Annotated in this window: 26 protein-coding genes; 7 read left to right on the plus strand and 19 right to left on the minus strand. The window is 38.1% G+C overall.

What is annotated here, in order from left to right; translation table 11 throughout:
- Nucleotides 1–360 (plus strand): arsenate reductase (glutaredoxin), encoded by a 360-nt coding sequence (gene arsC / locus A379_RS00980; RefSeq protein ID WP_040725035.1) that lies wholly within the window; start codon nucleotides 1–3, stop codon nucleotides 358–360.
- Nucleotides 361–897: 537 nt separating this feature from the next.
- Nucleotides 898–1179: a hypothetical protein gene (locus A379_RS00985; RefSeq protein ID WP_040725036.1), complete on the plus strand. Its 282-nt coding sequence runs from the start codon at nucleotides 898–900 to the stop codon at nucleotides 1177–1179.
- Between the two features lie 128 nt (nucleotides 1180–1307).
- Here the strand turns inward: A379_RS00985 and A379_RS00990 are convergent, their stop codons facing one another.
- Entirely contained in the window at nucleotides 1308–1754 is a 447-nt protein-coding gene (locus A379_RS00990; protein ID WP_040725037.1) for a hypothetical protein, read from the minus strand.
- A 218-nt stretch (nucleotides 1755–1972) separates the two neighbouring features.
- Here A379_RS00990 and A379_RS00995 point away from each other — a divergent pair, with 218 nt between their 5' ends.
- The 4 genes from A379_RS00995 to A379_RS01015 all read left to right on the plus strand — a co-directional run bounded on the left by A379_RS00995 (nucleotide 1973) and on the right by A379_RS01015 (nucleotide 6934).
- The gene (locus tag A379_RS00995) at nucleotides 1973–3478 is read left to right on the plus strand and encodes an RNA polymerase factor sigma-54 (protein ID WP_051144854.1); all 1506 of its coding nucleotides are present in this window, start codon (nucleotides 1973–1975) and stop codon (nucleotides 3476–3478) included.
- A 177-nt stretch (nucleotides 3479–3655) separates the two neighbouring features.
- The gene (locus A379_RS01005; RefSeq protein ID WP_232744795.1) at nucleotides 3656–4585 is read left to right on the plus strand and encodes a hypothetical protein; all 930 of its coding nucleotides are present in this window, start codon (nucleotides 3656–3658) and stop codon (nucleotides 4583–4585) included.
- Nucleotides 4586–4667: 82 nt separating this feature from the next.
- The gene (locus A379_RS01010; protein WP_040725043.1) at nucleotides 4668–5375 is read left to right on the plus strand and encodes a response regulator transcription factor; all 708 of its coding nucleotides are present in this window, start codon (nucleotides 4668–4670) and stop codon (nucleotides 5373–5375) included.
- Nucleotides 5376–5506: 131 nt separating this feature from the next.
- Nucleotides 5507–6934 carry an ATP-binding protein gene (locus A379_RS01015; RefSeq protein ID WP_232744796.1) on the plus strand — a complete coding sequence of 476 codons (1428 nt, stop codon included), beginning with the start codon at nucleotides 5507–5509 and terminating at the stop codon, nucleotides 6932–6934.
- Between the two features lie 111 nt (nucleotides 6935–7045).
- On the opposite strand, the gene A379_RS01020 is transcribed toward A379_RS01015, so the two are convergent.
- A complete protein-coding gene (locus A379_RS01020; protein WP_040725046.1) occupies nucleotides 7046–8239 on the minus strand; it encodes an SPOR domain-containing protein in 1194 nt (397 codons plus the stop codon).
- A 107-nt stretch (nucleotides 8240–8346) separates the two neighbouring features.
- Between A379_RS01020 and A379_RS13200 the strand changes: the two genes are divergently transcribed.
- A complete protein-coding gene (locus A379_RS13200; RefSeq protein ID WP_255325064.1) occupies nucleotides 8347–8472 on the plus strand; it encodes a hypothetical protein in 126 nt (41 codons plus the stop codon).
- Nucleotides 8473–8510: 38 nt separating this feature from the next.
- On the opposite strand, the gene A379_RS01025 is transcribed toward A379_RS13200, so the two are convergent.
- The 17 genes from A379_RS01025 to A379_RS01105 form a co-directional block, all read right to left on the minus strand.
- Complete coding sequence (locus tag A379_RS01025; protein ID WP_040725048.1) at nucleotides 8511–8915, minus strand: YchJ family protein; 405 nt, start codon at nucleotides 8913–8915, stop codon at nucleotides 8511–8513.
- Between the two features lie 5 nt (nucleotides 8916–8920).
- A complete protein-coding gene (locus tag A379_RS01030) occupies nucleotides 8921–10303 on the minus strand; it encodes an MATE family efflux transporter (RefSeq protein ID WP_040725051.1) in 1383 nt (460 codons plus the stop codon).
- Nucleotides 10304–10309: 6 nt separating this feature from the next.
- The gene (locus A379_RS01035) at nucleotides 10310–10738 is read right to left on the minus strand and encodes a hypothetical protein (protein ID WP_040725052.1); all 429 of its coding nucleotides are present in this window, start codon (nucleotides 10736–10738) and stop codon (nucleotides 10310–10312) included.
- Between the two features lie 65 nt (nucleotides 10739–10803).
- Complete coding sequence (locus A379_RS01040; RefSeq protein WP_040725054.1) at nucleotides 10804–11421, minus strand: NUDIX domain-containing protein; 618 nt, start codon at nucleotides 11419–11421, stop codon at nucleotides 10804–10806.
- A 2-nt stretch (nucleotides 11422–11423) separates the two neighbouring features.
- Nucleotides 11424–12506, minus strand: coding sequence for an alanine racemase (alr, locus tag A379_RS01045; protein WP_040725055.1), 1083 nt, complete (start codon nucleotides 12504–12506; stop codon nucleotides 11424–11426).
- Nucleotides 12507–12521: 15 nt separating this feature from the next.
- The gene (gene dnaB / locus A379_RS01050) at nucleotides 12522–13970 is read right to left on the minus strand and encodes a replicative DNA helicase (protein ID WP_040725058.1); all 1449 of its coding nucleotides are present in this window, start codon (nucleotides 13968–13970) and stop codon (nucleotides 12522–12524) included.
- A 180-nt stretch (nucleotides 13971–14150) separates the two neighbouring features.
- Nucleotides 14151–14603: a 50S ribosomal protein L9 gene (gene rplI, locus A379_RS01055; RefSeq protein WP_040725060.1), complete on the minus strand. Its 453-nt coding sequence runs from the start codon at nucleotides 14601–14603 to the stop codon at nucleotides 14151–14153.
- Nucleotides 14604–14614: 11 nt separating this feature from the next.
- Nucleotides 14615–15511 (minus strand): hypothetical protein, encoded by an 897-nt coding sequence (locus A379_RS01060; protein ID WP_040725061.1) that lies wholly within the window; start codon nucleotides 15509–15511, stop codon nucleotides 14615–14617.
- 38 nt (nucleotides 15512–15549) lie between these two features.
- On the minus strand, nucleotides 15550–15777 hold the full coding sequence (rpsR, locus tag A379_RS01065) for a 30S ribosomal protein S18 (protein WP_040725063.1): 228 nt from the start codon (nucleotides 15775–15777) through the stop codon (nucleotides 15550–15552).
- A 3-nt stretch (nucleotides 15778–15780) separates the two neighbouring features.
- Complete coding sequence (rpsF, locus tag A379_RS01070) at nucleotides 15781–16137, minus strand: 30S ribosomal protein S6 (protein WP_040725064.1); 357 nt, start codon at nucleotides 16135–16137, stop codon at nucleotides 15781–15783.
- A 250-nt stretch (nucleotides 16138–16387) separates the two neighbouring features.
- The gene (gene pyrF, locus A379_RS01075) at nucleotides 16388–17110 is read right to left on the minus strand and encodes an orotidine-5'-phosphate decarboxylase (RefSeq protein WP_040725065.1); all 723 of its coding nucleotides are present in this window, start codon (nucleotides 17108–17110) and stop codon (nucleotides 16388–16390) included.
- 8 nt (nucleotides 17111–17118) lie between these two features.
- On the minus strand, nucleotides 17119–17454 hold the full coding sequence (locus tag A379_RS01080; protein WP_040725066.1) for a LapA family protein: 336 nt from the start codon (nucleotides 17452–17454) through the stop codon (nucleotides 17119–17121).
- Between the two features lie 239 nt (nucleotides 17455–17693).
- A complete protein-coding gene (locus tag A379_RS01085) occupies nucleotides 17694–17999 on the minus strand; it encodes an integration host factor subunit beta (RefSeq protein ID WP_040725068.1) in 306 nt (101 codons plus the stop codon).
- A 144-nt stretch (nucleotides 18000–18143) separates the two neighbouring features.
- On the minus strand, nucleotides 18144–19802 hold the full coding sequence (rpsA, locus tag A379_RS01090) for a 30S ribosomal protein S1 (RefSeq protein WP_040725071.1): 1659 nt from the start codon (nucleotides 19800–19802) through the stop codon (nucleotides 18144–18146).
- A gap of 202 nt (nucleotides 19803–20004) precedes the next feature.
- A complete protein-coding gene (gene cmk / locus A379_RS01095; protein ID WP_040725073.1) occupies nucleotides 20005–20673 on the minus strand; it encodes a (d)CMP kinase in 669 nt (222 codons plus the stop codon).
- Nucleotides 20674–22014, minus strand: coding sequence for a 3-phosphoshikimate 1-carboxyvinyltransferase (gene aroA, locus A379_RS01100; protein ID WP_040725076.1), 1341 nt, complete (start codon nucleotides 22012–22014; stop codon nucleotides 20674–20676).
- A 64-nt stretch (nucleotides 22015–22078) separates the two neighbouring features.
- The gene (locus A379_RS01105; RefSeq protein ID WP_040725078.1) at nucleotides 22079–22951 is read right to left on the minus strand and encodes a prephenate dehydrogenase/arogenate dehydrogenase family protein; all 873 of its coding nucleotides are present in this window, start codon (nucleotides 22949–22951) and stop codon (nucleotides 22079–22081) included.
- Between the last annotated feature and the right edge of the window lie 11 nt (nucleotides 22952–22962).

Genomic DNA, 22962 nt, shown 5'->3' on the forward strand with positions numbered 1-22962 from the left:
ATGCAAAAAAAGGCTGTTATTTATCACAACCCACGGTGTTCAAAAAGCCGCAATAGTCTCATGATTTTAAAGGAACATGATATTTCCGTTGTTGAAATTCGATATTTAGAAAAGCCACCAACCAAACAAGTATTGGCGGAATTATGCCAAAAAATGTCCGTGACACCATTTGAAATAGTACGAACTGGCGAAGAGTTGTTTAAAGAGCTTGGGTTAAGCAAACAAGATCAAAAGTCAGATAATGAGTGGTTAGAGATTTTGGTTGCAAACCCTAAGTTAATTGAAAGACCAATTGTGCAAATTGGTAATAAAGTTGTTATGGGAAGACCGCCTGAAAATATTTTGTCTATTTTAAATTAAGAAAACTCCAAACAGCTAAAACTCTAAATATTACAAATTCATCATTTGTAGAAAATCGGACTTAAACTAACCAGGCCTGGTAATTTAATTAATAAAGGCCTGGTTATTCACCATTCAGTAAACTTCATAATCAAGTAATTCAAAATTCAATAATTTTATTAATACTGGTTAATTTATAAAGCAGGGCAAAGGATAGAACCAAGTAAGTTTTATGCAATATTCAATTTAACATAATATATATTATACGAATAACTGTTTTGCAAATCCATATTCTAATAAACGAAGAACAATTAGCTAACAAACTGATATTGCAGTGTTTTTATTCGAAATGGATTTAACCCCTTTAAATCTTAAAGCTTGTATATGTCGATTATTAAGGTAGAAATAAACACATAAAATACGGCATCGTTTTGATTATTACTTAATATAAAAATACAAACACGCTATAAATCACTATGTTATTTTACTTTGTGCTTTAATCCTTGTTTTACATTAATCTACAGGTAATTTAATTTCTATTTCTAAGGAGCTTTATATATGGATTCTCATCTTAACTTTAAGCCAGGTGTTTATGAGGTAACTCATGGTGATTATCAGGGCGCGGCAATATTCTTAATCGAAGTGTCCGAACCAGAAGAAAGTGAGTTTGTTTATATGACTATTTTTAACCCAGGCTCTGAAGAAAGCCATGAAATCTCTTTTGATGAGTGGGTTGTTATGGTTGATGAAGACGGGTTAATTTGGAGGTCTGAGATTCCTGACGAAATTAAAGACATGTATTTAGAAGGAAGTTTTTCTACGATAGATAATCTTAACTAGATAAAATTCTCTTGTCTCGAGCTTTGCAATAATTTTAGTTACAAAAAACCCGCAATTAAGCGGGTATTCTTGTTTTAAGCTATGTAAATCAATTTACTTAGCCATATAGGGAGAAAACTAACAACCCCCTATCCTTCATGCAAACCTAATAAAATCATAACCATCGGTACGATTGACACTAAAGCTAGAAGTATTGGCACCCACGCTTTATCTTCATGTTTTTTAAGCCCTATAATACCTGCAATAACAGCAATAGGTGCTGCAACCCATGCGATTGGTGGGAAGACAAAACTAAATAAGATGGCCACAACACCAGCCACCATTCCTAAAGTAGCTGAATCACCAGGCTGATATGTTTTGGTATTGCGCATATCGTCTGGTTGCGTACTTGCAGATTGTAATCGACCTATAATACCGTTGATATCTGACTCAGTTAATTCACTTTGAACAACTTCCAAGTCTGTCATACCTAGTGTGATTTTTTTATTCTTATATAATGCTTTGACTAAGTCATCCCAATTAGCATCATCCGATAATTGATCAACAATAGTGTGTGCATCTTCTTTGATTGACATAAACCTTCCTCTGAACCATTTCAAATCATGGTATAAAATTACTATGATTTTTTTGCTTTATAATAAATTTGGTTTTCAAAACACATTTTAAACAACTTATTGGCATGAATTATGCCTAAATGTGCAGTATTTACCCTACGTTTTGTATTTATTTTAGATTATTATATCTATAATACATTTGAATACTATTCTAAATTTTGTCAGGAGTTTCCTTAAACATGGCACTAATGCCCGGCTTGCAAATCAATATTGGTCAACAACTAAAATTGACTCCTCAGTTACAGCAGTCTATTAAGATACTGCAGTACTCTGCTCTTGAAGTTCAGCAAACTATAGAAGCGACTTTAGAAACGAATTTTATGCTTGAGGTTGGAGAGGACCAAGATTTAGACGACGATTTGGATCAAGAACTTACTTCTAGTGACTCATCAGAAACGGATTCTGATAAACAGAGTGAGGCTCGTGACGAAACACCTTTAGATATTAATGACTCTGATGTTATTAAAGATGATTTAGAAGTCGATTATGATTGGGAGGATGTTTATACAGACCATACCCCTACTTCCTCCAGCCAAGGCCAAGAAGAATATGCGAGCGCAGAGACGTATACGGCATCAGAAGAGAGTTTGCATGATCATCTTTACTGGCAGTCTGATATTTACCCTTGGAGTGATGAAGAAGCGGTAATCGCCTCTTACATTATTGATGATATCAATGATGAAGGTTATCTATCAAACTCACTTGGCGAGCTTCTCGAGAATATTCAATCTAATGAGCCTGGTTTAATAATATCTGATTCTGATTTGGAGAGTGTTTTAGCTGTTATTCAACAATTTGAACCAACAGGAGTCGGCGCACGCTCGGTTCAGGAAAGTTTATTGTTACAACTTGCTAATATGAAAAAAACACCTTATGTAATGACGGCTATTCAGTTAATTACCGAGCATTTCGATTGGTTATCTTTCCATGACTCTAAACGTATTAAAAAAATGTATGGTCTAGATGATGAGCAATTAAATCAACTATTAAGATTAATTCAATCATTAAACCCAAGACCAGGACGTGACTTTTCTAGTACCCAATCCAATATCGTTGTGCCAGACTTACGATTAAAACGCGTAAAAAATGGCTGGTTGGTTGAGCTAAATGCAAATGCTTTCCCTCGTCTATCGATTAACTCTGCCTACATTGATTTAGCCTCCAATCTTAAAAATGATGAACAATCTAAGCAGATTAAAGAACAATTAATTGAAGCAAAAGGTTTAATTAAAAGTATTCACAGCCGTGGCGAAACTCTATTAAGAGTGGGTAAATTTATTGTCGAAAAACAGGAGCGCTTTTTCGATGAAGGTGAACATGCTATGCAGCCTCTTGTTTTAAGAGAAGTTGCAGAACATTTAGATTTACATGAATCGACCATATCTCGTGCTACAAATCAGAAATATATTCAAACACCACGCGGAACATTTGAACTTAAATACTTCTTTTCTACGGGCGTAAGCCAGTACGGTAGTGCTGATCAATCAGCGATAGCGATCAAAGCACATATTAAAGAATTAATAGATGGCGAAGATCCTAAAAAACCGCTTAGTGACAGTAAGCTTATGGCACTTCTTGAAGACAAAGAGATTGTTGTTGCAAGAAGAACAATTGCTAAATATCGTGAAGCACTGAAAATCCCGTCTTCTAGTGAGCGAAAAAAATACAATCAATTTAAATTATAACGTACTTAAATCCATACGCTTATCGTGGTTGTTTAATCTAAAATAACCACCCTTTTCCTCAATTATTTCAATATATTCATCACTTTTGAGAACCGAATGGTTAGAACCATAGTAATTTAAATATTTCGCTTTTATAATAAGCCCAATAATTAAAATAAAGACGTTGGGTAATATATTATGAATAGAGCACATGTAGAGAAAATCCAAGAAGCTGCTCAGCAGCAATGGGAGCATCAAGCAGACGTTAAGGAATATATGTCTGCCGTAAATCCTCCAATGCCAAAAATCGATGTTATCGACTATCCGAGTGCTTTGCACAAGGATGGTGATACAAGAGTGATTCCTTTTGATTTATCAAAACAACTACAAACAGAATATGCGGCAACTTCGCCAAACTTAATGGCGAACTTCATTAAAATTTCTGCTGGTGACATGCTTAGGACGGACGCCGCCGTTACATCACAGATGTTTTATGTCATACGTGGTTCAGGTCGTACACAGATGAAGCATGGAACAATTGGATGGAAACAAGGTGACTTATTTACTTTGCCATCTGTACCAGATGCTTTACACACTGCAGATACAGATACCGCGCTTTATTGGGTAAATGATGCCCCTCTTCTAAATTACCTTGGTGTTGAACCTGCAAAAGAACGTTTTCATCCTGTGCTCTACACAAAAGAAAGATTGTGCAGCAAATTGGAAGAAATCCGCAAGGAGGCTGAGGGTCGCAATCGTACAGGTTTTTTACTTTCAAACCCAAACTTCCCACAAACAATGACCTTAACGCACACATTATGGGCTTTATACAATGTTTTACCAGCTGGTGTCGTTCAAAAGCCCCATAGACATAACTCTATCGCTTTAGATTTTTGTGTTAGTGCAGGGCCAGATACCTATACTTTAATTGGTAAAGAAGTCGATGAAAATGGCGAAATCATCAACCCTATTAAAGCTATGTGGACACCAGGTTCTGCATTTATAACCCCTCCAGGATGGTGGCACTCACATCATAATGATTCGGGTGAAGATGCTATTGTATTACCGATTCAGGATGCTGGAATCATTATGAATATGCAGGTTCTTGACTTCCAATACATTCGTTAATGTTGTTTGATAGTCAACATAGCCCATCATCTATTTAAGTTTCACTAAGATGGGCACTTATTTACCGACCAGGAAATACGCTATGCAAAATATGGATTACAAAATCACGGTTATTGAAGACGATGAAATTCAACTTAATAGTTTAGTTGAGGCTCTTCAGCAGCAAGGGTTTACTGTTGACCCTTACACAAATAGAGAAGAGGCTGAAAAATCTTTTGCAAAAGCACTACCCAATTTAGTGATATCTGACATTATTCTTGGTTCAGAAGTTGATGGTGGTTTTGATTTGGCCAAACACTTATTAAGTTACAACCAACCTATTCCAATTATTTTTCTTTCTGAAAGACAGTCTGAATTTGATATTTATACTGGGCATGCACTTGGTGCTATTGATTACCTTCCAAAACCAATTAGCTTAAATGTATTAATCGTAAAGGTTAAAAACCTTTTAAGAATTACAGGTGCGCCTAAAGTTACAGGCTCAAATGATGAACAGTCCAAAATACCTCACCTTGAATTAGCTCCAGAGCAATTTAAAGCTTACTGGCATGAAAAACCTTTAGACTTAACCGCTACAGAGTTTGAAATGCTAAAGCAATTTGCTACGGCTGGTGAAAGCAGTGTTATCTCTTATGATGCTTTGCAATCTTCCACTCAAGGCGTGGTCGAACGCAATACTATCAACACGCATATATGTCGAATTCGCAATGCCTTTAAGAAAATCACTCCAGAATTTAACCTGATTCACAATGAGTACGGCCGAGGTTACAGCTGGCAAGATAAAAATTAATCATTTAAATGATGCTTAAAACACAGGAAACCTTGAGACTTTCAATAAGAACAAGATTCTTTATCTTACTGCTGTTGTTAACCATACTGCCTTTTCTTGCTTATCGATTTGCTATCGATTTACATCGAATAATGTTAAACAATCAGGCTATTGTTCAAGAACAAACCGTTGAAAACTTAGCGCTGATTTTAGAAAACAGAACCGATTTATGGGCGCTACAAATTCAGTCAGGCATGCCAACTCGACTATCCCATTTAAACCTAACTAATTCTGTTCTATGGGTGGTAAATGAGAGTAGGCAAACAACTTATGTCGTTGGACAACTTCCTTCGCAAGAAAAACAAGAGCCGGTTGATTTTTTTACGACTACGGGTAAGGTTTTAATCAAAACGCTTGCCACATTTCTGCCCTATTCTTTGCCTTACCCTTACCCACAAAGTGCGACACCTGAACATAATTTAATCAGTAACTCTCTTAAAGGTAAGACCCACCAACAATATCGCATGGATGAAAACCAACAGCCTATCTCATTAATGTCCTCAACACCATTGATTGTTAAAGGCAAAATTATTGGCGCCATTGTATTAGAGCAACGCATGGAAACGTTGTTTAGTCATAACTTGAATTATTTTTATCGATTAATAGGAATTGGGGCTTTAATATTTTTAATTGTGTTAATTGGCGCTGTGATTCACACTGCTTCTTTATCTAATAGAATCATAAGGTTAGATAATGATGTTAAACGGACGTTTAATGCGCAAGGACGTATAACCGATTTAATCTTTCAAGATTCAATAAACCGTTTTTATCAAGATGAGCTCTCTGATTTACGCCACCATATCCATGAAATGCTTAAACAATTAAGTGCCTATGAACGTTATTTAAAACAGCTGCCTAAAACCTTAAGACATGAAATTCACAATCCACTAAATCGTTTATCTATGGCATTGTCACTTCTAGAGCAAGAAAATAATAGCAACCCTCAATTAGGCTATGCTCAGCATGCACTTGCACAACTCAAGCAGATTATTAGCTCTCTTTCAGAAGCTACCAGCATTGAAGACAGCCTACAAAGTCAAAAACCTGAAGATTTTCCAATCGGTTTAATGTTGAAGCACTATTTAGAAAATACGGCTGCCCTTCATACAGACTGGGATTTGGATTACGTTTGCAAGATACCACCAAGCATTCAAGTTTGTGGTGATGGCTTTATGATAGAACAACTTATGGATAAATTACTGAGTAATGCCTCTGATTTTTCTGACCATAAATACCCCATTACGGTTCGTTGTAAAATCCTGGGTGAAATCATTCAAATTATTGTTGTCAACTCAGGGCCTAAACTACCACCTGGGTTAGAGCTCCAAGTTTTTGATGGCATGACTTCAGTAAGAACGCTTAATCAAGACAACCAAACACACCTAGGTTTAGGTCTTTATATTGTTAAGTTAATTGCTGATTTTCATAAGGGCAAAGCTTATGCTGAAAATATTGACAGCTTTGAAGAAAAGCCGATTCATGGTGTTAAGTTTATTATTGAGCTTCCATTTCATCGGTAAGCGAACCGCTAAATAAATTATTTTGCCTAATTTAATCCATAGCCTAAAAGCCCAAAAAAAGGCCACTAACTTCGGTGGCCTTTACAAGGTATTTAGTCATAAAAATAACATTTATTGAATTCTACCTGTTAGATCCTTCACTTTACGAATCCAAACTGAAATCCCATATTGAGATTTGATTTCTTTTGCTCTGGCATCCGCATCACTTCGAGCAGCAAATGAACCTGTCACTAAAATATAGTTGGTTAACTTATTGCGAGTTTGAGGTAAAATTTTTGTCTCCTTTAACTGATTGGATTCAATAATTTTCTTTACTGCTGACTCGGTTGGCATGCTTGCAAGCTGCAAAATATAGTGTGCTTTAGGTTGAGCCATTAACCAACGAACATCTGAACTGATATTTACTATAGGTGCATCTGGAGCAGCTGGAGCCTTAGGTTTAACAACTTCATCAACTAATTTCACTAAAGGTTCTTTTACTTCTGGCGTGTTAACCGTCTCAACGACAGGCGTATCAATCTCTTTTGTATCTTGCTTATCATTAGAATCTTCCAGGCCTGGTAAAGTTTCAACGCCAGCTTTATTGGTTAAGTGTTGAAGAATTTTTTCTAATTTACGGTCAATTTTATTTTCAAGCTGCTCAGTATAGGATTTAAGCTTTTGATCTAGAACCGCTTCAGTAACCACTTTATTTGAAACGTTCTTAATTAGAGAAGTTTGACTCATTTCTTCACTTACAGTACTTTCTTCAGAACTTGAATTAAGACTTTGATTCAAATCACTCAGCGGTTTACTCGCGATAATGCTTTTTAATTCATTAACTTCAGCTTGTAATGCAATGACTTTTAATTCAAGTTCATTGAAAAGCTCTGTTTTGCCGCCCGTTGTAACCGCTTGTTGAAGGCTTTTCATATCCGCCTGTAACAGCTTCATTTGTTCAATATTTTCATCTTTAATTACAAGAACATTTTGCAGTTCTTTATGAATACTGCTGTAAGCGATATACAGAACACCCAAAATGGTTAAAAATAGAGACAGCATAATGACAACACCAAAGAAAGATGTTTTGTTATTAGATTTAGAGTTACTGAGTAACTTATTGCTATAACTCGATTTTTGAGTTGATTGTTGGACGGTATTCTTGGGATTCTCAGGCATAACTTTCTCAGCGGCATTTAACCAATCATTAAGGGAAGGTGTTCCTTCATTAGAAGTGTTTGATGATGAAATTTTACCAGCCTTAGATTCAATCTCTTCAAGAATCTTAGCTCTTTGTTCTTCAAGCTCTGAAATAGTAAGTGACATAGTATTTTACGTAATCTACCTAAAATGAAAGGGTTAATAAAAGTTGAATTTATTGTAAAATGCTTTGCTAGAAAAAGATACTTAAACATACCTTTGGAGTGATAAATATGCCTGATATGGAAAGCGTAGGTTCTGCGTTAATGATTACATTTGCAATGCTTGCCGTCAGTATTACGGTTGTTGGAATTGCGATGTGGTTACTTTATAAATTTTTCAAAAACAAAGATGAATAAATCATTTTTGCTATTCTTTACTAAAGTTGTACCTTTAGCTACTTTACATCTCCATCAACATACTTCCAATGATTTAATTCATCGCGCTTAAAGTAACTTTTTTCATGTAAATAAGCTTGCTCATTTCCATGCTCAAAATAAGCGATGAAGGTTACCCAGCCTTCTTGATCTTTTATACGCCCCTTCTTGCGTCCATTTATAACCAGTTTTATCCAGTGTAATCCTGGCGTAAATTCTAAGTTACCAGGCCTGGTAGATTGGTGCCAGGACTCTAAAAGGTAATTTTTCAAATGTAATTCAAAGGCCGAGAACCGTGAACGCATAAGTTTTTCTGCGGTTTCAGGAAAGGTTTGTTTAAGATGGTAAGGTTGACAGCATTCGTGATAAGCCTTCTCTGAACCACATAGACATTTCTGGTTAGCGAGTGTATTACTATTCTTCATATATCTTAATTGCTAAGCATCTGTTTACAGTACACAATGCGTAGTCTACTAGAAAGCAGTATCGAGGCAAGTACCAGCCCCAACACAATTCCAAGCCAAAAACCACTTACCCCCATTTGCGGAACAATAACGTCAGTAAAGGTAAATAGATAACCTAACCCCAGTCCTATACCCCAATAACTGATTAAAGTTACCCACATAGTGACTTTAGTGTCATGAAACCCACGTAACGCACCTGCAGCATTCACCTGAATGGCATCAAATACTTGATACATTGATGCATATAAAATTAAGCCCGTTGCTATGGTTATGACGACTTCATCATTAGAGTAGAGTTGTGCTATGTCTATGCGCCAGTAAAAACTCAAGATAGCTAATGACATACCAATAACCAATGCCCAGGCAAACCCAGTTGCTAAAGTATTGAGCACTTTAGCTTGGTCTGACTCTCCAAAACCGTAACCTACACGAACGCTTAATGCCATGCCTAAACTGAGTGGAATCATAAAAGCAACGGAGGTAAAGCTAATGGCGATTTGATGGGCAGCAATAATTTCAGTACCTAAAGAGGCTATAAACAGTGCAATAAAACTAAATAAACTTATTTCAAAAAGTAATGCTAATGAATTGGGTATGCCAAGTGCAAGTATCGGTTTAATACCTTGCTGCCAATTAAGGCTATACTCTTTGAATGGCTTTAGAGTGAGCGGTTTAATATATTGCGCTAAGGATTGGTTTTTAATCACATAAAGTAAACCAATAAAAAACATTGACCACATCACTAGACTACTGGCAATACCACACCCAGCCGCACCTCTTGCTTCAATTGGTCCATAGCCATAGATAAAAAGTGCATTGAGCGGTATGTTAAATAACAGGGCTAAAAAACTAATCCACATGGTGGGCAGTGTTTTACCCAGCCCTTCCCAAAAAAATCGTAAAGCTTGATAAAGCGCAACCCCAGGCATTCCAAAAGCAATAAAGTATAGATAGTCTTCGGTTAACTGAAAAACAGCGGGGTTTAAGCCAAGCAACTCAAGGAGCCACGTTAAGTTCATTAGAATAATGAGCGATAGCAGCCCTAACGGAACTGAAAGCCATAAACTTTGAATTAAAAACAGTCGAATATCGGCCTTGTTATTACGACCATTGGCTTTGGAAATAATAGGGGTAATAGCCAGTAAAATTCCAGTTGTAAACATAAAGACTGGTAACATAATATTGGTTCCAAGACCAATAGCCGCTAAATCATTGGTACCAACTCTACCAGACATAATGGTATCAACGACCCCCAAGCCTGTAAGCGCAAGCTGTGCAAATAAAATGGGCAATGCCAACTTCATTAACTGCTTTGACTCACCCAAAAAAGCCGACGAGAGTAGAAACATGCTCAATTAGAATTCTTTACTTGAAGACGACTTGTCTTCAGTGGTTGCTTGCTTTTTTTCAGAATTATCGCTGTTCTGTTCTACATTCCAATAGTCTTTTCCATGCTGCTCTTCAAGCTCTGATAGATCATCTTGATTACTTGCTTGTTGATTTTCTTCAGGGTCAATATGAACAACAAACTGTGGCAACAACAGGATAATAATAAGTTTGAATGTCCAAAATACGGTGGCGTAAACCACAATGGCCAAAGCTAAAACCAGAGGTAATCCAAAGACTAAATCGACAATAAGTGCCTGTCCTTCAAAGAGCATTTGCATGAGGTTTTTGTGTATAAACGTGAAATATAGCCAACCAATAACAGAAGCAAGGCTAACAATAATCGCCATTAAATTAAGAGCTGGGTGAAGTTTGGTGTTTCTAAATAAACAAAGCATAAAATCTCATAGGGTAATATGGGTTGAATTAAAGGGTAATCGCTACACGAGTTGAGTAAAAGAGACTAGCGTTGATTATTACGGTCTGCTAACTTTTGAAAAAATAACCACTGTAACGCCATATAGGTAGTGGCAACATTAAAGCGCCCTGCTAATAATCTGTTTTTGGCCTCTTCAAATGAGAGAATTAAAACACGAATATCTTCATTTTCTGCATCTAGTCCTGCATGACGATCTACTTTGTTGCTATCTATATTGCTCGCATAAAGATGTAAAATTTCATCGCAAGCGCCTGGGCTTGGATAAAACTGATTGATATATTCAAGCTCATAAACGTCAGCCCCTGTCTCCTCCTTAGCTTCTCTAATGCAAGCTTGGGTAGGTTCTTCGCCAAAATCAATCATTCCAGCTACAGGTTCAATTAACCAGGCCTGGTTAATATCATTTTTTTTAATGGCATTTTCAATGGCGCCAGCTCGGCATTGTTCAACCAACACAACTTTCTGATTGGCTAAATCATAAAGCAAAACAACAACGGCCTCGCCACGACAAAAGACCTCTCTCTCAACTACACCACTTTGACCACCTTGATATAAAGAGTGTGTAAATTTAATGTTTTTAAGTTGAAAATAACCTTGAAAGACCGTATTAGTAGCTTGAACTGTAAGCTGTTTTGAACTCACCGTTACTGCACCTCAATCATCGGTATGCGCTTGGTAACACCACATAATAATTCATAGCCAATGGTGCCTGCGTGTTCCGCAATAAGATCTACCGATAAATCTTGCCCCCATAAAATAGCTTTTTCACCAATGGCCACTTCTGAGCGACACTCTGTTAAATCAACTGTAATCATATCCATAGAGACTCGACCAATTAAAGGCACTTGTTGACCTTTAATGAGCACAGGGGTACCCGTTGGTGCATGTCTTGGATAACCGTCACCATAACCAATAGCAATAACGGCTACTTTACTTTTACGTGTTGCTGTCCAGGTGTTTCCGTACCCCACCGATTCACCAATTTGAATGGTCTTAATCGCAATTATTTCTGATTCAAGCTGCATTACCGCTTGTTTGGTTGATTTGTCTCCTGGAATGTTACCTGCACCATAGAGTGAGATTCCTGGACGAACCCAGTCATGATGACTTTGCGGAAATCGAATTAACCCCGCAGAATTGGCAAGACTTTTTGCATAAGGGTAAACGTCTGTCGTCTCTGAAAACTTCTGTATCTGCTTAGCGGTAAAGACTTCGGCTTGAGGGTTATCTTCATCGGCGGATGAAAAATGCGACATGAGATGAATACAAAACTCATTGCTAGAACGTTCTAATTTAGCAATGACAGACGCAAGTTGTTGGGTATCAAACCCTAAGCGATGCATGCCAGTGTCGATTTTTATCCAAACACTCAGTTGAACTGGAATTTTGTAGTTAAGTAGCCAGTTTAATTGGTATTCAGAGTGAATAACAACATCAAGTCTATTTTGAATAATAACAGGGATTTCTGCTTCAGAAAACAATCCTTCAAGCAGTAAAATACGGTGCAAAAAGCCTTTTTGTCTCAACAATAAAGCCTCATCAATTGAAGCAACGCCAAAGCCATCAGCACCACTTAATTGGTGTGCTACACGTTCAATGCCATGACCATAACCATTTGCTTTAATAACGGCAAGAACTTTACTGTTAGGAGCAAGTAACTGCGCGTTTTGTAGATTGTGCTTTAACGCTTGAAGGTAAATATAGGCTTTGGCAGGTCGATACATCATTACGGGTTACAATTCCTAATACTGCTCGTTTGGGATATCAAAACTTGCATGGTTTTCAAAGCGGGTATATTCACCAATAAAGGTTAACGGCACCGTTCCAAGTGAACCATTACGATGTTTTCCTAAAATAATTTCAGCAATCCCCTTGTCTTCGGTTTCAGGGTTATAGACCTCATCACGATAGATAAAGATAATTAAATCGGCATCCTGCTCTATCGCTCCAGATTCACGTAAGTCAGACATAACGGGGCGTTTATTGGGACGTTGCTCAAGGCTACGGTTTAACTGAGACAGAGCAATAACGGGAATATTAAGCTCTTTAGCCAAAGCTTTTAAACCACGAGAAATTTCTGAGATCTCATTTACACGGTTTTCTGCATTGGCGGATCCACGCATTAGTTGCAGGTAATCCACCACAACCAGCCCTAGGCCTGTTACAAATTTATCAGGCTCTTCTTTACCCGCTTCAATCGCTTCTTTACGCTGGATATCGCGGACATCTTTATCAATACGGCGTGCTCTAGCACGTAACTCGGTAATCATTAAGGCGGGGGTATCATCAATGTACACTTTGGCTTGCGAGAGGATATTGATTGCCTTATTGAGTTTAGGCCAATCATCCTGAGCCAATTTACCAGTACGCATGCGCCCAGCGTCAATTCGACCAATAGAGCTAATCATACGCATAGCCAAAGATTCACCAGGCATCTCCATACTAAAAACCGCTACTGGCGTACCATTTTTAGTGGCGATGTTTTCAGCCATATTCATCGAGAAAGTGGTTTTACCCATCGATGGACGCCCTGCAACGATGATTAAGTCGCCATTTTGTAGACCTGCGGTAATATCATCAAATTTAGTGAGATGCGTTTCTTGACCCGTAATCGTACCTTCAGAATTAAAGAGTTCGTCAATTTTATTAATGGCCGACTCAAGTAACATATCCATCGATTTATAGAGACGCTCTTTACCTTCACCATGTTCGGCAATGCCCATGATTTTGGCTTCTGCAATATCTAAAATATCTCGAATATCTTTACCCTGCGGAAAATAAGCGGCTTCTGCCACTTCATTACTGGCTTGAATCAATTTTCTTAAAATCGATTTATCTCTCACTAACTGAGAGTAATAAAGAATATTGGCCGAACCTGGCGTGTTTTTGACCAATTCCGCAAGGTAAGGCTTTTCACCAGCGGTTTCTAACTGGCCTGTGTTACCTAGGTAAGCGACTACTGAAACTAAATCAAAAGGTTTATTGTTACGATTAAGTTCAAAAATGGCTTCAAAAATCACCTGGTGCTGTTTGGTATAAAAATCACCAGAATTCACAATGACGCTGACATCGTCAAGCACATCATCCGACAACATCAAACCACCAAGAACCGATTGTTCGGCTTCAATGGAGTGTGGTGGGACCTTAAAGAGTTCTTCAGCCGTATTTTTTGAGGGAGTTCTTTGAGCCATAATAGAAATTAACGGTATCGAGTAAAATTAACAAGAAACGTATTATAACGTGTTTTATAAAACAAAAGAGCAACGTCGGATTAATTATTGATTAACGGGAATAGATTTTTTGCTATAAAAAAAGCGAGGGCATTCTTGTGAATGCACCCCGCTTTCTAAAGTGAATCTTTAAATTAAAGATTACTCAGCAGAAGCCTTAACTTCAACTGTAATTGAAGCAACTACATCAGAGTGTAATTGAACATCAATTTCATAAGTACCTACGTGACGTAGAGCACCTTCAGGCATACGAATGTCACGACGCTCAACATCAAAACCTGATGCTTTAACTGCGTCTGCAATATCCTGAGTTCCGATAGAACCGAATAATTTACCTTCGTCACCCGCTACTGACTCAATAGTAACAACTTGACCGTTTAGGTTTTCGAAGACACCTTGAGCAACAGCTAATTCAGCTGCCGCAGCTTTTTCTAATTCAGCGCGAATTTTTTCAAATTCTGCAACGTTTTCTTTTGTTGCCGCTTTTGCTTTACCCTGAGGAATCAAGAAGTTACGTGCATAACCAGACTTAACTGAAACTTGATCACCTAAAGATCCTAGATTTTGTACTTTTTCAAGCAGAATAACATTCATAGCTTAAACCTCTATAGTTCTTTATTTTCCCATCGGTTTCTAAAATCGACCCAAGTGTCAACTAAACCAATGGTTGCTAAAATCAACATCGCTTGCGGAAACAAGAATAACAAAACATATAACCCCACTAACCAAGCAGAACTTAACTGCTTAATTGCCACGGTTTGATGTGCAATGGCGATGCCTTGAAACATCAAACCCGCAATGATAATGCCTGAGAGGTCATAGACCAGGCCTGGTTGTGCGCCACTTACCAACCCTATTACTGCAAGAACAATCGCCATATAAGCCGTTGTTCTTGGTAAAGAAAGCTGATAAAAATCGCTCTTAAACTGACCAGGGTTGTATAGCTCACTCTGCCACCAACGTGCAATGACTAAAATGGAGAACCATAAAATAATCATAAACACGGCCATCAACATCGTAACCATTTCAGCAAGATTTGGAATTAATTCCTTGTCATAACTAATTTGTGACGTTTCTAGCATTGGGGCAACATACTGATTAAACAGTGCTAACCACCACTCTGCTGGACTAGGTACTGTCAAATAAAACAAGACCACACCTAAACCAACTAAAATCATTGCAAACTGAAGTGCTATAGCTAATGAATTGGTTTGTCTTAAGATAACCGCCATTAACCAAACGGGAAGCATATACTCGATAACCGAAATGATGGCAGGAAAATAACTTCCTGAAATCATTAAAGTTAGAGCGCTATGACTTACCACACTCCAAGCAAGAGTTTTAAAGCCTTCGGTCACATCAATTCTTAATGTAACCAAGGCGATAATCGCACCAACTAAAATACCGAATGGTGCTAAAAAGACACTCAACGCTGAAAACAGAACAGCGGCAATTGTGGCCTGCATAGGGCCTTTCATTGCATAATTGGCTATTGCTAGCATCGTGTCCCTGTTACTTCTTATTTACCGTCAAACAAAAATTATTTGTGTTGATCAGTATATGGCAGTAACGCAATATAACGAGCACGTTTAATTGCAGTTGCTAATTGACGCTGATACTTAGCGCTTGTTCCAGTAATACGACTAGGAACAATTTTACCTGTTTCAGTAATGTATGCTTTTAAAGTATCTAAGTCTTTGTAATCAATTTGTGTAACGCCGTCTGCAGTAAAACGACAGAATTTTTTTCTACCAAATCCTCTAGACATCACTTACTCCTTGTTATCACGACGTTTGTCGTGTCTTTCATCTTTCTTAGCTGTCATTACTGAAGGTTCAGTAATCGCAGCTTTTTGCTTAGTAACCATGCTACGTAAAACAGCATCGTTATAATAGAAAGCGTTTTCAAGTTCATCTAATGCTTCTTGATTACATTCAATGTTTAGCATGATGTAGTGAGCTTTGTGTACCTTATTAATAAGGTAAGCAAGTTGACGGCGACCCCAGTCTTCTAAACGGTGAATTTGACCACCAGACTGTTCGATAAGGGCACGGTAACGTTCTAGCATTGCAGGAACCTGTTCAGATTGATCAGGGTGCACTAGAAATACGACTTCATAATGACGCATTCATTTTTCTCCTTATGGATGATAAAACAGTCTCCTGACACATAAATCATAATTGGTTTATATTGCAGTGAGACAAGGATTTCTCAGGCAACAGGCCTGAAAGACGCGGATTATAAACGATATTAAGTAACAAAACAAATTATTATAGATAAATAACTGTTTTATAAAGAAATTGATTGAGACAGTGATTTTTTTGAAGTTACCAGGCCTGGTATTATGATTTACTCTTTACCAGGCCTGGTAAATTAGTTTAAAGCGACTCTAAACTCTGATTGATTTGTTCCAATACTTGCAATGGATTATCTGATTGAGTAATTGGGCGCCCTACCACCAAATAACTAGAGCCAGCTTGCATCGCTTCAGCAGGCGTCATAATACGTTTTTGGTCGTTAACATCAGAGCCTGCAGGTCTTATTCCTGGTGTGACTAAACAAAAGTCATTACCAATTTCTGAGCGAATATCAGCCGCTTCTTGTGCAGAACAAACGACACCATCTAAACCAGAATCTTTTGCCAATTTGGCAAAACGTAAAACATTATCACGTGGTGTCCCTGGCAAACCAAGCTCTTCAAGATCAGATTGCTCCATACTCGTTAAAACCGTAACCGCAATCAGTAAAGGCTTGTTTTCAGACTCTTCAATCGCTTGTTTAGCTGCTTGCATCATTTTACGACCACCTAATGCATGCACATTGACCATCCAAACCCCCATTCGAGCAGCGGCTTGAACTGCCTTTGCAACGGTATTAGGAATATCATGATATTTAAGGTCTAAAAAAACATCAAACCCTTGTTTAACTAAGCTTTTAACTAATTCAGGGCCAGCAACCGCAAAAAGCTCTTTACCCACTTTTAAACGACAAGCCTTACTGTCAAAATTCTTAACAAAATTTAATGCGTCTTCTGCATTAGCAAAATCTAAAGCAACCAGTACTTTAGGGTCTTTAGGAATCGTGGTTAATTGTGAATTCATTTTAAACTCTATTTTTCTATTGAAACCAATACATTAGACTCTTTTTTTAAAGTCTCATTAACTTGTGCATTAGTTTTTCTAAGTTGAATAATTTGATTAGAAAGCTTTTGATTTTCTTTATTCTTTTTACGAATAATCCAACGCAAACGGATGACTTGCATAAAAATAATTACGGCTCCAATAACCATTCCAAAAATAAGAAGAACCGCCATAATAACGCTTAAAGGAAGTGAAAGCTTTATGATAAAAAGATCCAGTACAACCGACGTGGGATTAAGAACACCTAAAGTTACCCCTGTAATGATAAATATTAAGGTAATAAGGATAGAAACCAATTTGAACATGTGAGAACTCTCTATCAGAAGATATAGAGATTATAGTAGATGAGAAGCCTTTACACGAGGTTATAAGCAAATAAAAATAGTGAAAAATCACTGGTTATTGTTCGATAGCTTATCAATAGTTAGCTATAAACAGCATTTACAGCCACAACTAGCAATTTTTTATATATTTCTAATACTCTAGAACCTAAGTAAGGATTTCTAAAATAAAAAAAGGGGTGAAAAATCACCCCTTTTTAATATTATTGCAAAATATCGGTATGCTCTTTGGATTCATCAACACGTTCTCTTAAAGCTTTTCCAGGCTTAAAGTGTGGAACACGTTTATCATCCAGCTTGACCGTTTCCCCAGTTTTAGGGTTACGACCGACTCTTGCCTTTCTGTGATGTAAGCTAAAGCTACCAAAGCCGCGTATTTCAATACGTTCGCCTTGTGATAATGTATCAATCATAGAATCAACAATTTGATTCACTGCAATCTCAACGTCCTTTTGGGCAAATTGAGTTTGTTTTCTTGCAATGAGTTCGATAAGTTCAGACTTGGTCATTTGATATTGCTCTTATTTATCTCTCATCAGAGAGTTTCAATAAACTAATACAAAATATCCATTTTGTATTAGAGACCAAGGTGTAGCCTGCTAGTTGGGTAACAAGCAAGCCACCCTCTTATAAAGATTGCCTGTAATCAAAGATTACATTTTATCTTTAAAAAGGTCACCTAAAGTCGTACCAGCAACAACTTGTTGTTCTGAATACCCTTTGATTGCTTCAGCTTCTTCTGCTGCTTCTTTAGCTTTAACAGAAAGAGATAAAGAGCGATTCTTACGGTCGATGTTCGTAATCTTCGCAGACACTTTATCACCTTCTTTAAGAACACTTGAAGCATCACGAGTATCTTCTAATAATTCAGATGCACGTAAATAACCTTCAACTTCAGGAGCAACATCAATAACCGCACCTTTTTCATCAACAGATTTAACAACACCTTCAACAATAGAACCTTTACCATTGTCAGCAACAAATTGACCGAATGGGTCTTGCTCTAACTGCTTAAGACCTAAAGAGATACGCTCACGATCTGGATCGATTGAAAGAATAACTGTTTCTAGCTCATCACCTTTTTTGAAGTCACGAATCGCTTCTTCACCAGGCTGATTCCAAGAGATATCAGTTAGGTGTACAAGACCATCAATACCACCATCTAAACCGATGAAGATACCAAAGTCTGTAATTGACTTGATGCTACCAGAGATTTTGTCATTCTTAGCATGAGTTGCTGAGAATCCTTCCCAAGGGTTAACAGTACACTGTTTGATCGATAGAGAGATACGACGACGCTCTTGATCAACATCAAGAATCTTAACGCGAACTTCTTGACCTAAGTGAACCACTTTAGATGGGTGGATGTTACGGTTAGTCCAATCAAGTTCAGACGTGTGAACTAGACCTTCAATACCATCTTCGATTTCGATGAATGCACCGTAATCAGTGATGTTTGCAACTTTACCAGCCACTTCTGCACCCATTGGGTAACGAGAAACCATATCTGCCCAAGGATCTTCTTCAAGCTGCTTAAGACCAAGAGATACACGGTTACGTTCTTTGTCAAACTTAAGAACTTTAACATCAATCTCATCACCAACTTGTACGATTTCAGATGGGTGATTAACACGACGCCAAGCCATGTCAGTGATGTGTAGAAGACCGTCAACACCACCAAGGTCAATAAATGCACCGTAGTCAGTAAGGTTTTTAACGATACCTTTAAGTGATGCACCTTCTTCCATGTTAGCAAGAATCGCTTCACGCTCAGCTGAGCTTTCTTGTTCAATAACGGCACGACGAGAAACAACCACGTTGTTACGCTTACGATCAAGCTTAACAAGTTTCATTTCTACTTCTTTCCCTTCTAGGAAACCAAAGTCGCGAATTGGACGGATATCCACAAGTGAACCAGGTAGGAAACCACGAACGCCTTCAACGTCAACAGTTAAACCACCTTTAACTTTACCAGTAACAAGACCGATAACAACTTCACCTTCTTCCATAGCGGTTTCTAGGCGGTCCCAAGTCTTAGCACGCTTCGCTTTCTCACGTGATAAACGAGTTTCACCCAAACCATCTTCTAAGGTTTCTAGGTAAACTTCTACTTCATCACCAACAGCAACTTCTAATTGACCGTTTGCGTCTAAAAATTGTGACTTTGGAACAGCAGATTCAGACTTCATGCCTGCGTCTACAAGTACAGTTTCTTTATCAATACCTACAACGGTACCGATGATTAAAGAGCCTGTGTTAAATTTTTCTTGAAATGATTCTTCAAATAATTCAGCGAAAGATAATTCACTCATGGATAGTATTACCAATATTTTCATACCGTTTATTTATCGCAAATGGGATATAAATAAAAAAACGGGTCAGTTAATAATTGCCAGCGCCCCAGTTGCCAGCTAAAAATACAAATCCCCAGCCTTTAAAAAAGACCAGGGATCTAAAATAATTTTTAAAATCAATTAGTTAAAATTAATTTTATAACTTTTTAAGATTAGAGAACTACTTCATAATTCCTTTATCCCACAACAAAGACTCTGCTTTTTTACATACTTCTTGGATATCTAAATCCGAAGTATCAATCACAATAGCGTCATCCGCTGGTTTGAGTGGAGCCGTCTTTCGACCAGTATCTCGCTCATCCCTTTCTTTGATGTCTTGAGTTATCTGAGTAATATTAGCATCAACTCCTTGATTTTTCAACTGTTTAACACGCCTTTCTGCCCGTACTTCTGCAGATGCGGTTAAATACAGCTTTACAGGTGACTCTGGAAAGACGACTGTTCCCATATCTCGACCATCGGCAATTAAACCTGGTGCTTGTGCAAAATCTTTTTGGCGCTGTAATAAAGCAGCCCTAACTTCAGGAATTACCGCAACTGTAGAGGCCACACCCGCAACCTCTTCTGTTCTTACTTTTGAGGTAACATCTACGCCTTCATAGAGAATACTAGTGGCTTTAAATTCAACGGGCAGTTTTTCTGCCAGTGTTACCAGGCCTGGTAAATCATCTAAAGCTAAGCCATTTTTTACAGCACCGTAAGCTAAAGCGCGATAAATAGCGCCACTATCTAATAAGTGAAACCCTGTTTTGCAAGTGAGATATTGAGCTAACGTACCCTTTCCTACGCCACTTGGGCCATCAATTGTAATTACGGGAGTATTTTGCATTTAAGCTTCCTCAGCTGCTGTAACAGACATTCCCACTTCATTAATTAATGAAAGAAATGTTGGAAAAGAAGTATTTACGTTTGCACAATCATCAATCACAATTTCTGAGACAGCATTAATGCCAGCGATAGTCATCGCCATAGAAATACGGTGATCGTGATGGCTTTGAATTTCAGCACTTTGAACAGACTGCACACCACCGTTAATAATCATTCCATCAGGCGTTGGTAAAGCATCAATACCCACCGCTACAAGTGCATCAGCCATAACTTGAATACGGTCAGATTCTTTAACACGAAGTTCTTCTGCACCAGTTAATACCGTTTGCCCTTGAGCCGTTGAGGCAACCACAAACAATACTGGAAACTCATCAATAGCCAAAGCAACTAACTCTTCTGGAATCTCAATACCTTTTAATGGTGCGTATTGAATATGTATATCCGCTACAGGCTCACCACCTACTTCATGGTGGTTTTCTAGCGTAATATTGGCACCCATCAACTTAAGAATATCAACAACACCAACACGAGTTGGATTCATACCAACGTGCTCAATCACCAAATCAGAATCTTTAGAAACTGCTGCTGCGGCCATAAAAAATGCAGCCGAAGAGATATCCGATGGCACATCAATATGACGAGCAGTTAATTTACCGCCACCTTGCAAGCAGGCTTTCATTTGCTGTGCATCAATTTTAGTGGATTCTACTTTATAACCAAAACCATTTAACATGCGTTCTGTGTGGTCACGAGTGGGTGCTGGTTCTAATGCACAGGTTTGACCATCTGCAAATAATCCCGCTAATAAAACACACGACTTAACCTGAGCACTCGCCATTGGTAAAGTGTAGTCAATTGCTTTTAAAGCTTGGCCTTTACCTCGAATAATCATTGGTAAGGTTCCACCTTCTGCTGTTTCTAGTTCAGCACCCATCTCTCTTAAAGGGTCTGTCACTCGTTTCATTGGACGTTTAGATAAGGAGGCGTCACCAATCAGTTCGCAATCAAAATCTTGCCCAGCTAAAATCCCAGCCAACAAACGTGTAGACGTTCCTGAGTTTCCCATATCAAGTGGTTTATTTGGTTTTTTAAGACCTCGCAAGCCAACCCCGTGAATGGTCACATTTCCGTCATTCGGCCCTTCAATTTTTACACCCATTTCGCGGAATGCTTGTAATGTAGCCAATGCATCATCACCTTCTAGAAACCCTGTAACAGTGGTTGTTCCTTCCGCTAATGCACCTAGCATTATACTTCTGTGAGAGATGGATTTATCGCCAGGAACACGTACACGACCTTTAATAGTGCCACCAGGTTGAACTTTGAATTTTACGTTTGCCATAGTATTTAGTATCTTTTAGCGTTTAATTTGAATTGGATTTATTTTAAGCGTAATGACTGTATCATTAGCTTTTATTTACGATGTGTTTATCACGCGCTCTTTTTGCTTCATCAAACAATTGATAAAGGGCATTAGCATCTTTAGCTTCTACAAGCTTGGTTAATTGCTCAATGGCAACACCATAATTTTTAAGCCATTTTACAATGGCTTCTGAGTTGTATATTGCAATATCTCGCCACATCACTGCATCACTCGATGCAATACGGGTAAAGTCTCTAAAACCACCCGCGGTGTATTGAAACACATCACCCAACTCTTCATGCTCGTTCAACATATCTACGAGAGAAAAAGCCAGAAGATGCGGCAGGTGGCTGGTTGCTGCAAATATTTCATCGTGCTGTTGAGCACTCATAACTTCAACTTTAGCCCCTAAAGCTTGCCATAAAGCCTGCACGGTTTCCACAGACGCTTTAGCGGTGTTTTGGTTTGGCGTTAAAATCACACGATGATCTATGTATAAATCTTCATCAGCCGCGGTTACACCACTTTTTTCTTTACCCGCAATAGGGTGACCAGGCACAAAGTTAACAGGTAATTCACCAAACACTTCTAAAGCGGATAAGATCACACTGCTTTTGGCGCTGCCACCATCAGTAATAATGGTGTGTTCAGACAAGTACGGCTTCATTAATTCAAGTGAACTTTTCATTGCACCCAACGGGACAGCCAGAAACACTAAATCACTGTTTTCTACGGCTTCAGCCATATCCAAAGAAAAAGAGTCAATAACACCTAGTTCAATCGCTGTTTGTAAGTTTTGCGGATTCTGACCAAAGCCCATAACCTCGTCTACCAGGCCTGCCTTTTTCAATCCCTTTGCAAAGGAACCGCCTATTAAACCTACGCCAACAATGGTTATTTTCTTTAATGTTTTCAATTTATATCTAC

It is taken from the genome of Thiomicrorhabdus sp. Kp2 (assembly GCF_000478585.1).
Taxonomy (GTDB): Bacteria; Pseudomonadota; Gammaproteobacteria; order Thiomicrospirales; family Thiomicrospiraceae; genus Thiomicrorhabdus.

Coding starts and splice junctions, on each gene's coding strand:
- arsC (WP_040725035.1), top strand. CDS start 1: ATGCAAAAAAAGGCTGTTATTTATCACAACCCACGGTGTTCAAAAAGC.
- A379_RS00985 (WP_040725036.1), top strand. CDS start 898: ATGGATTCTCATCTTAACTTTAAGCCAGGTGTTTATGAGGTAACTCAT.
- A379_RS00990 (WP_040725037.1), bottom strand. CDS start 1,754: ATGTCAATCAAAGAAGATGCACACACTATTGTTGATCAATTATCGGAT.
- A379_RS00995 (WP_051144854.1), top strand. CDS start 1,973: ATGGCACTAATGCCCGGCTTGCAAATCAATATTGGTCAACAACTAAAA.
- A379_RS01005 (WP_232744795.1), top strand. CDS start 3,656: ATGAATAGAGCACATGTAGAGAAAATCCAAGAAGCTGCTCAGCAGCAA.
- A379_RS01010 (WP_040725043.1), top strand. CDS start 4,668: ATGCAAAATATGGATTACAAAATCACGGTTATTGAAGACGATGAAATT.
- A379_RS01015 (WP_232744796.1), top strand. CDS start 5,507: ATGTTAAACAATCAGGCTATTGTTCAAGAACAAACCGTTGAAAACTTA.
- A379_RS01020 (WP_040725046.1), bottom strand. CDS start 8,239: ATGTCACTTACTATTTCAGAGCTTGAAGAACAAAGAGCTAAGATTCTT.
- A379_RS13200 (WP_255325064.1), top strand. CDS start 8,347: ATGCCTGATATGGAAAGCGTAGGTTCTGCGTTAATGATTACATTTGCA.
- A379_RS01025 (WP_040725048.1), bottom strand. CDS start 8,915: ATGAAGAATAGTAATACACTCGCTAACCAGAAATGTCTATGTGGTTCA.
- A379_RS01030 (WP_040725051.1), bottom strand. CDS start 10,303: ATGTTTCTACTCTCGTCGGCTTTTTTGGGTGAGTCAAAGCAGTTAATG.
- A379_RS01035 (WP_040725052.1), bottom strand. CDS start 10,738: ATGCTTTGTTTATTTAGAAACACCAAACTTCACCCAGCTCTTAATTTA.
- alr (WP_040725055.1), bottom strand. CDS start 12,506: ATGATGTATCGACCTGCCAAAGCCTATATTTACCTTCAAGCGTTAAAG.
- dnaB (WP_040725058.1), bottom strand. CDS start 13,970: ATGGCTCAAAGAACTCCCTCAAAAAATACGGCTGAAGAACTCTTTAAG.
- rplI (WP_040725060.1), bottom strand. CDS start 14,603: ATGAATGTTATTCTGCTTGAAAAAGTACAAAATCTAGGATCTTTAGGT.
- A379_RS01060 (WP_040725061.1), bottom strand. CDS start 15,511: ATGCTAGCAATAGCCAATTATGCAATGAAAGGCCCTATGCAGGCCACA.
- rpsR (WP_040725063.1), bottom strand. CDS start 15,777: ATGTCTAGAGGATTTGGTAGAAAAAAATTCTGTCGTTTTACTGCAGAC.
- rpsF (WP_040725064.1), bottom strand. CDS start 16,137: ATGCGTCATTATGAAGTCGTATTTCTAGTGCACCCTGATCAATCTGAA.
- pyrF (WP_040725065.1), bottom strand. CDS start 17,110: ATGAATTCACAATTAACCACGATTCCTAAAGACCCTAAAGTACTGGTT.
- A379_RS01080 (WP_040725066.1), bottom strand. CDS start 17,454: ATGTTCAAATTGGTTTCTATCCTTATTACCTTAATATTTATCATTACA.
- A379_RS01085 (WP_040725068.1), bottom strand. CDS start 17,999: ATGACCAAGTCTGAACTTATCGAACTCATTGCAAGAAAACAAACTCAA.
- rpsA (WP_040725071.1), bottom strand. CDS start 19,802: ATGAGTGAATTATCTTTCGCTGAATTATTTGAAGAATCATTTCAAGAA.
- cmk (WP_040725073.1), bottom strand. CDS start 20,673: ATGCAAAATACTCCCGTAATTACAATTGATGGCCCAAGTGGCGTAGGA.
- aroA (WP_040725076.1), bottom strand. CDS start 22,014: ATGGCAAACGTAAAATTCAAAGTTCAACCTGGTGGCACTATTAAAGGT.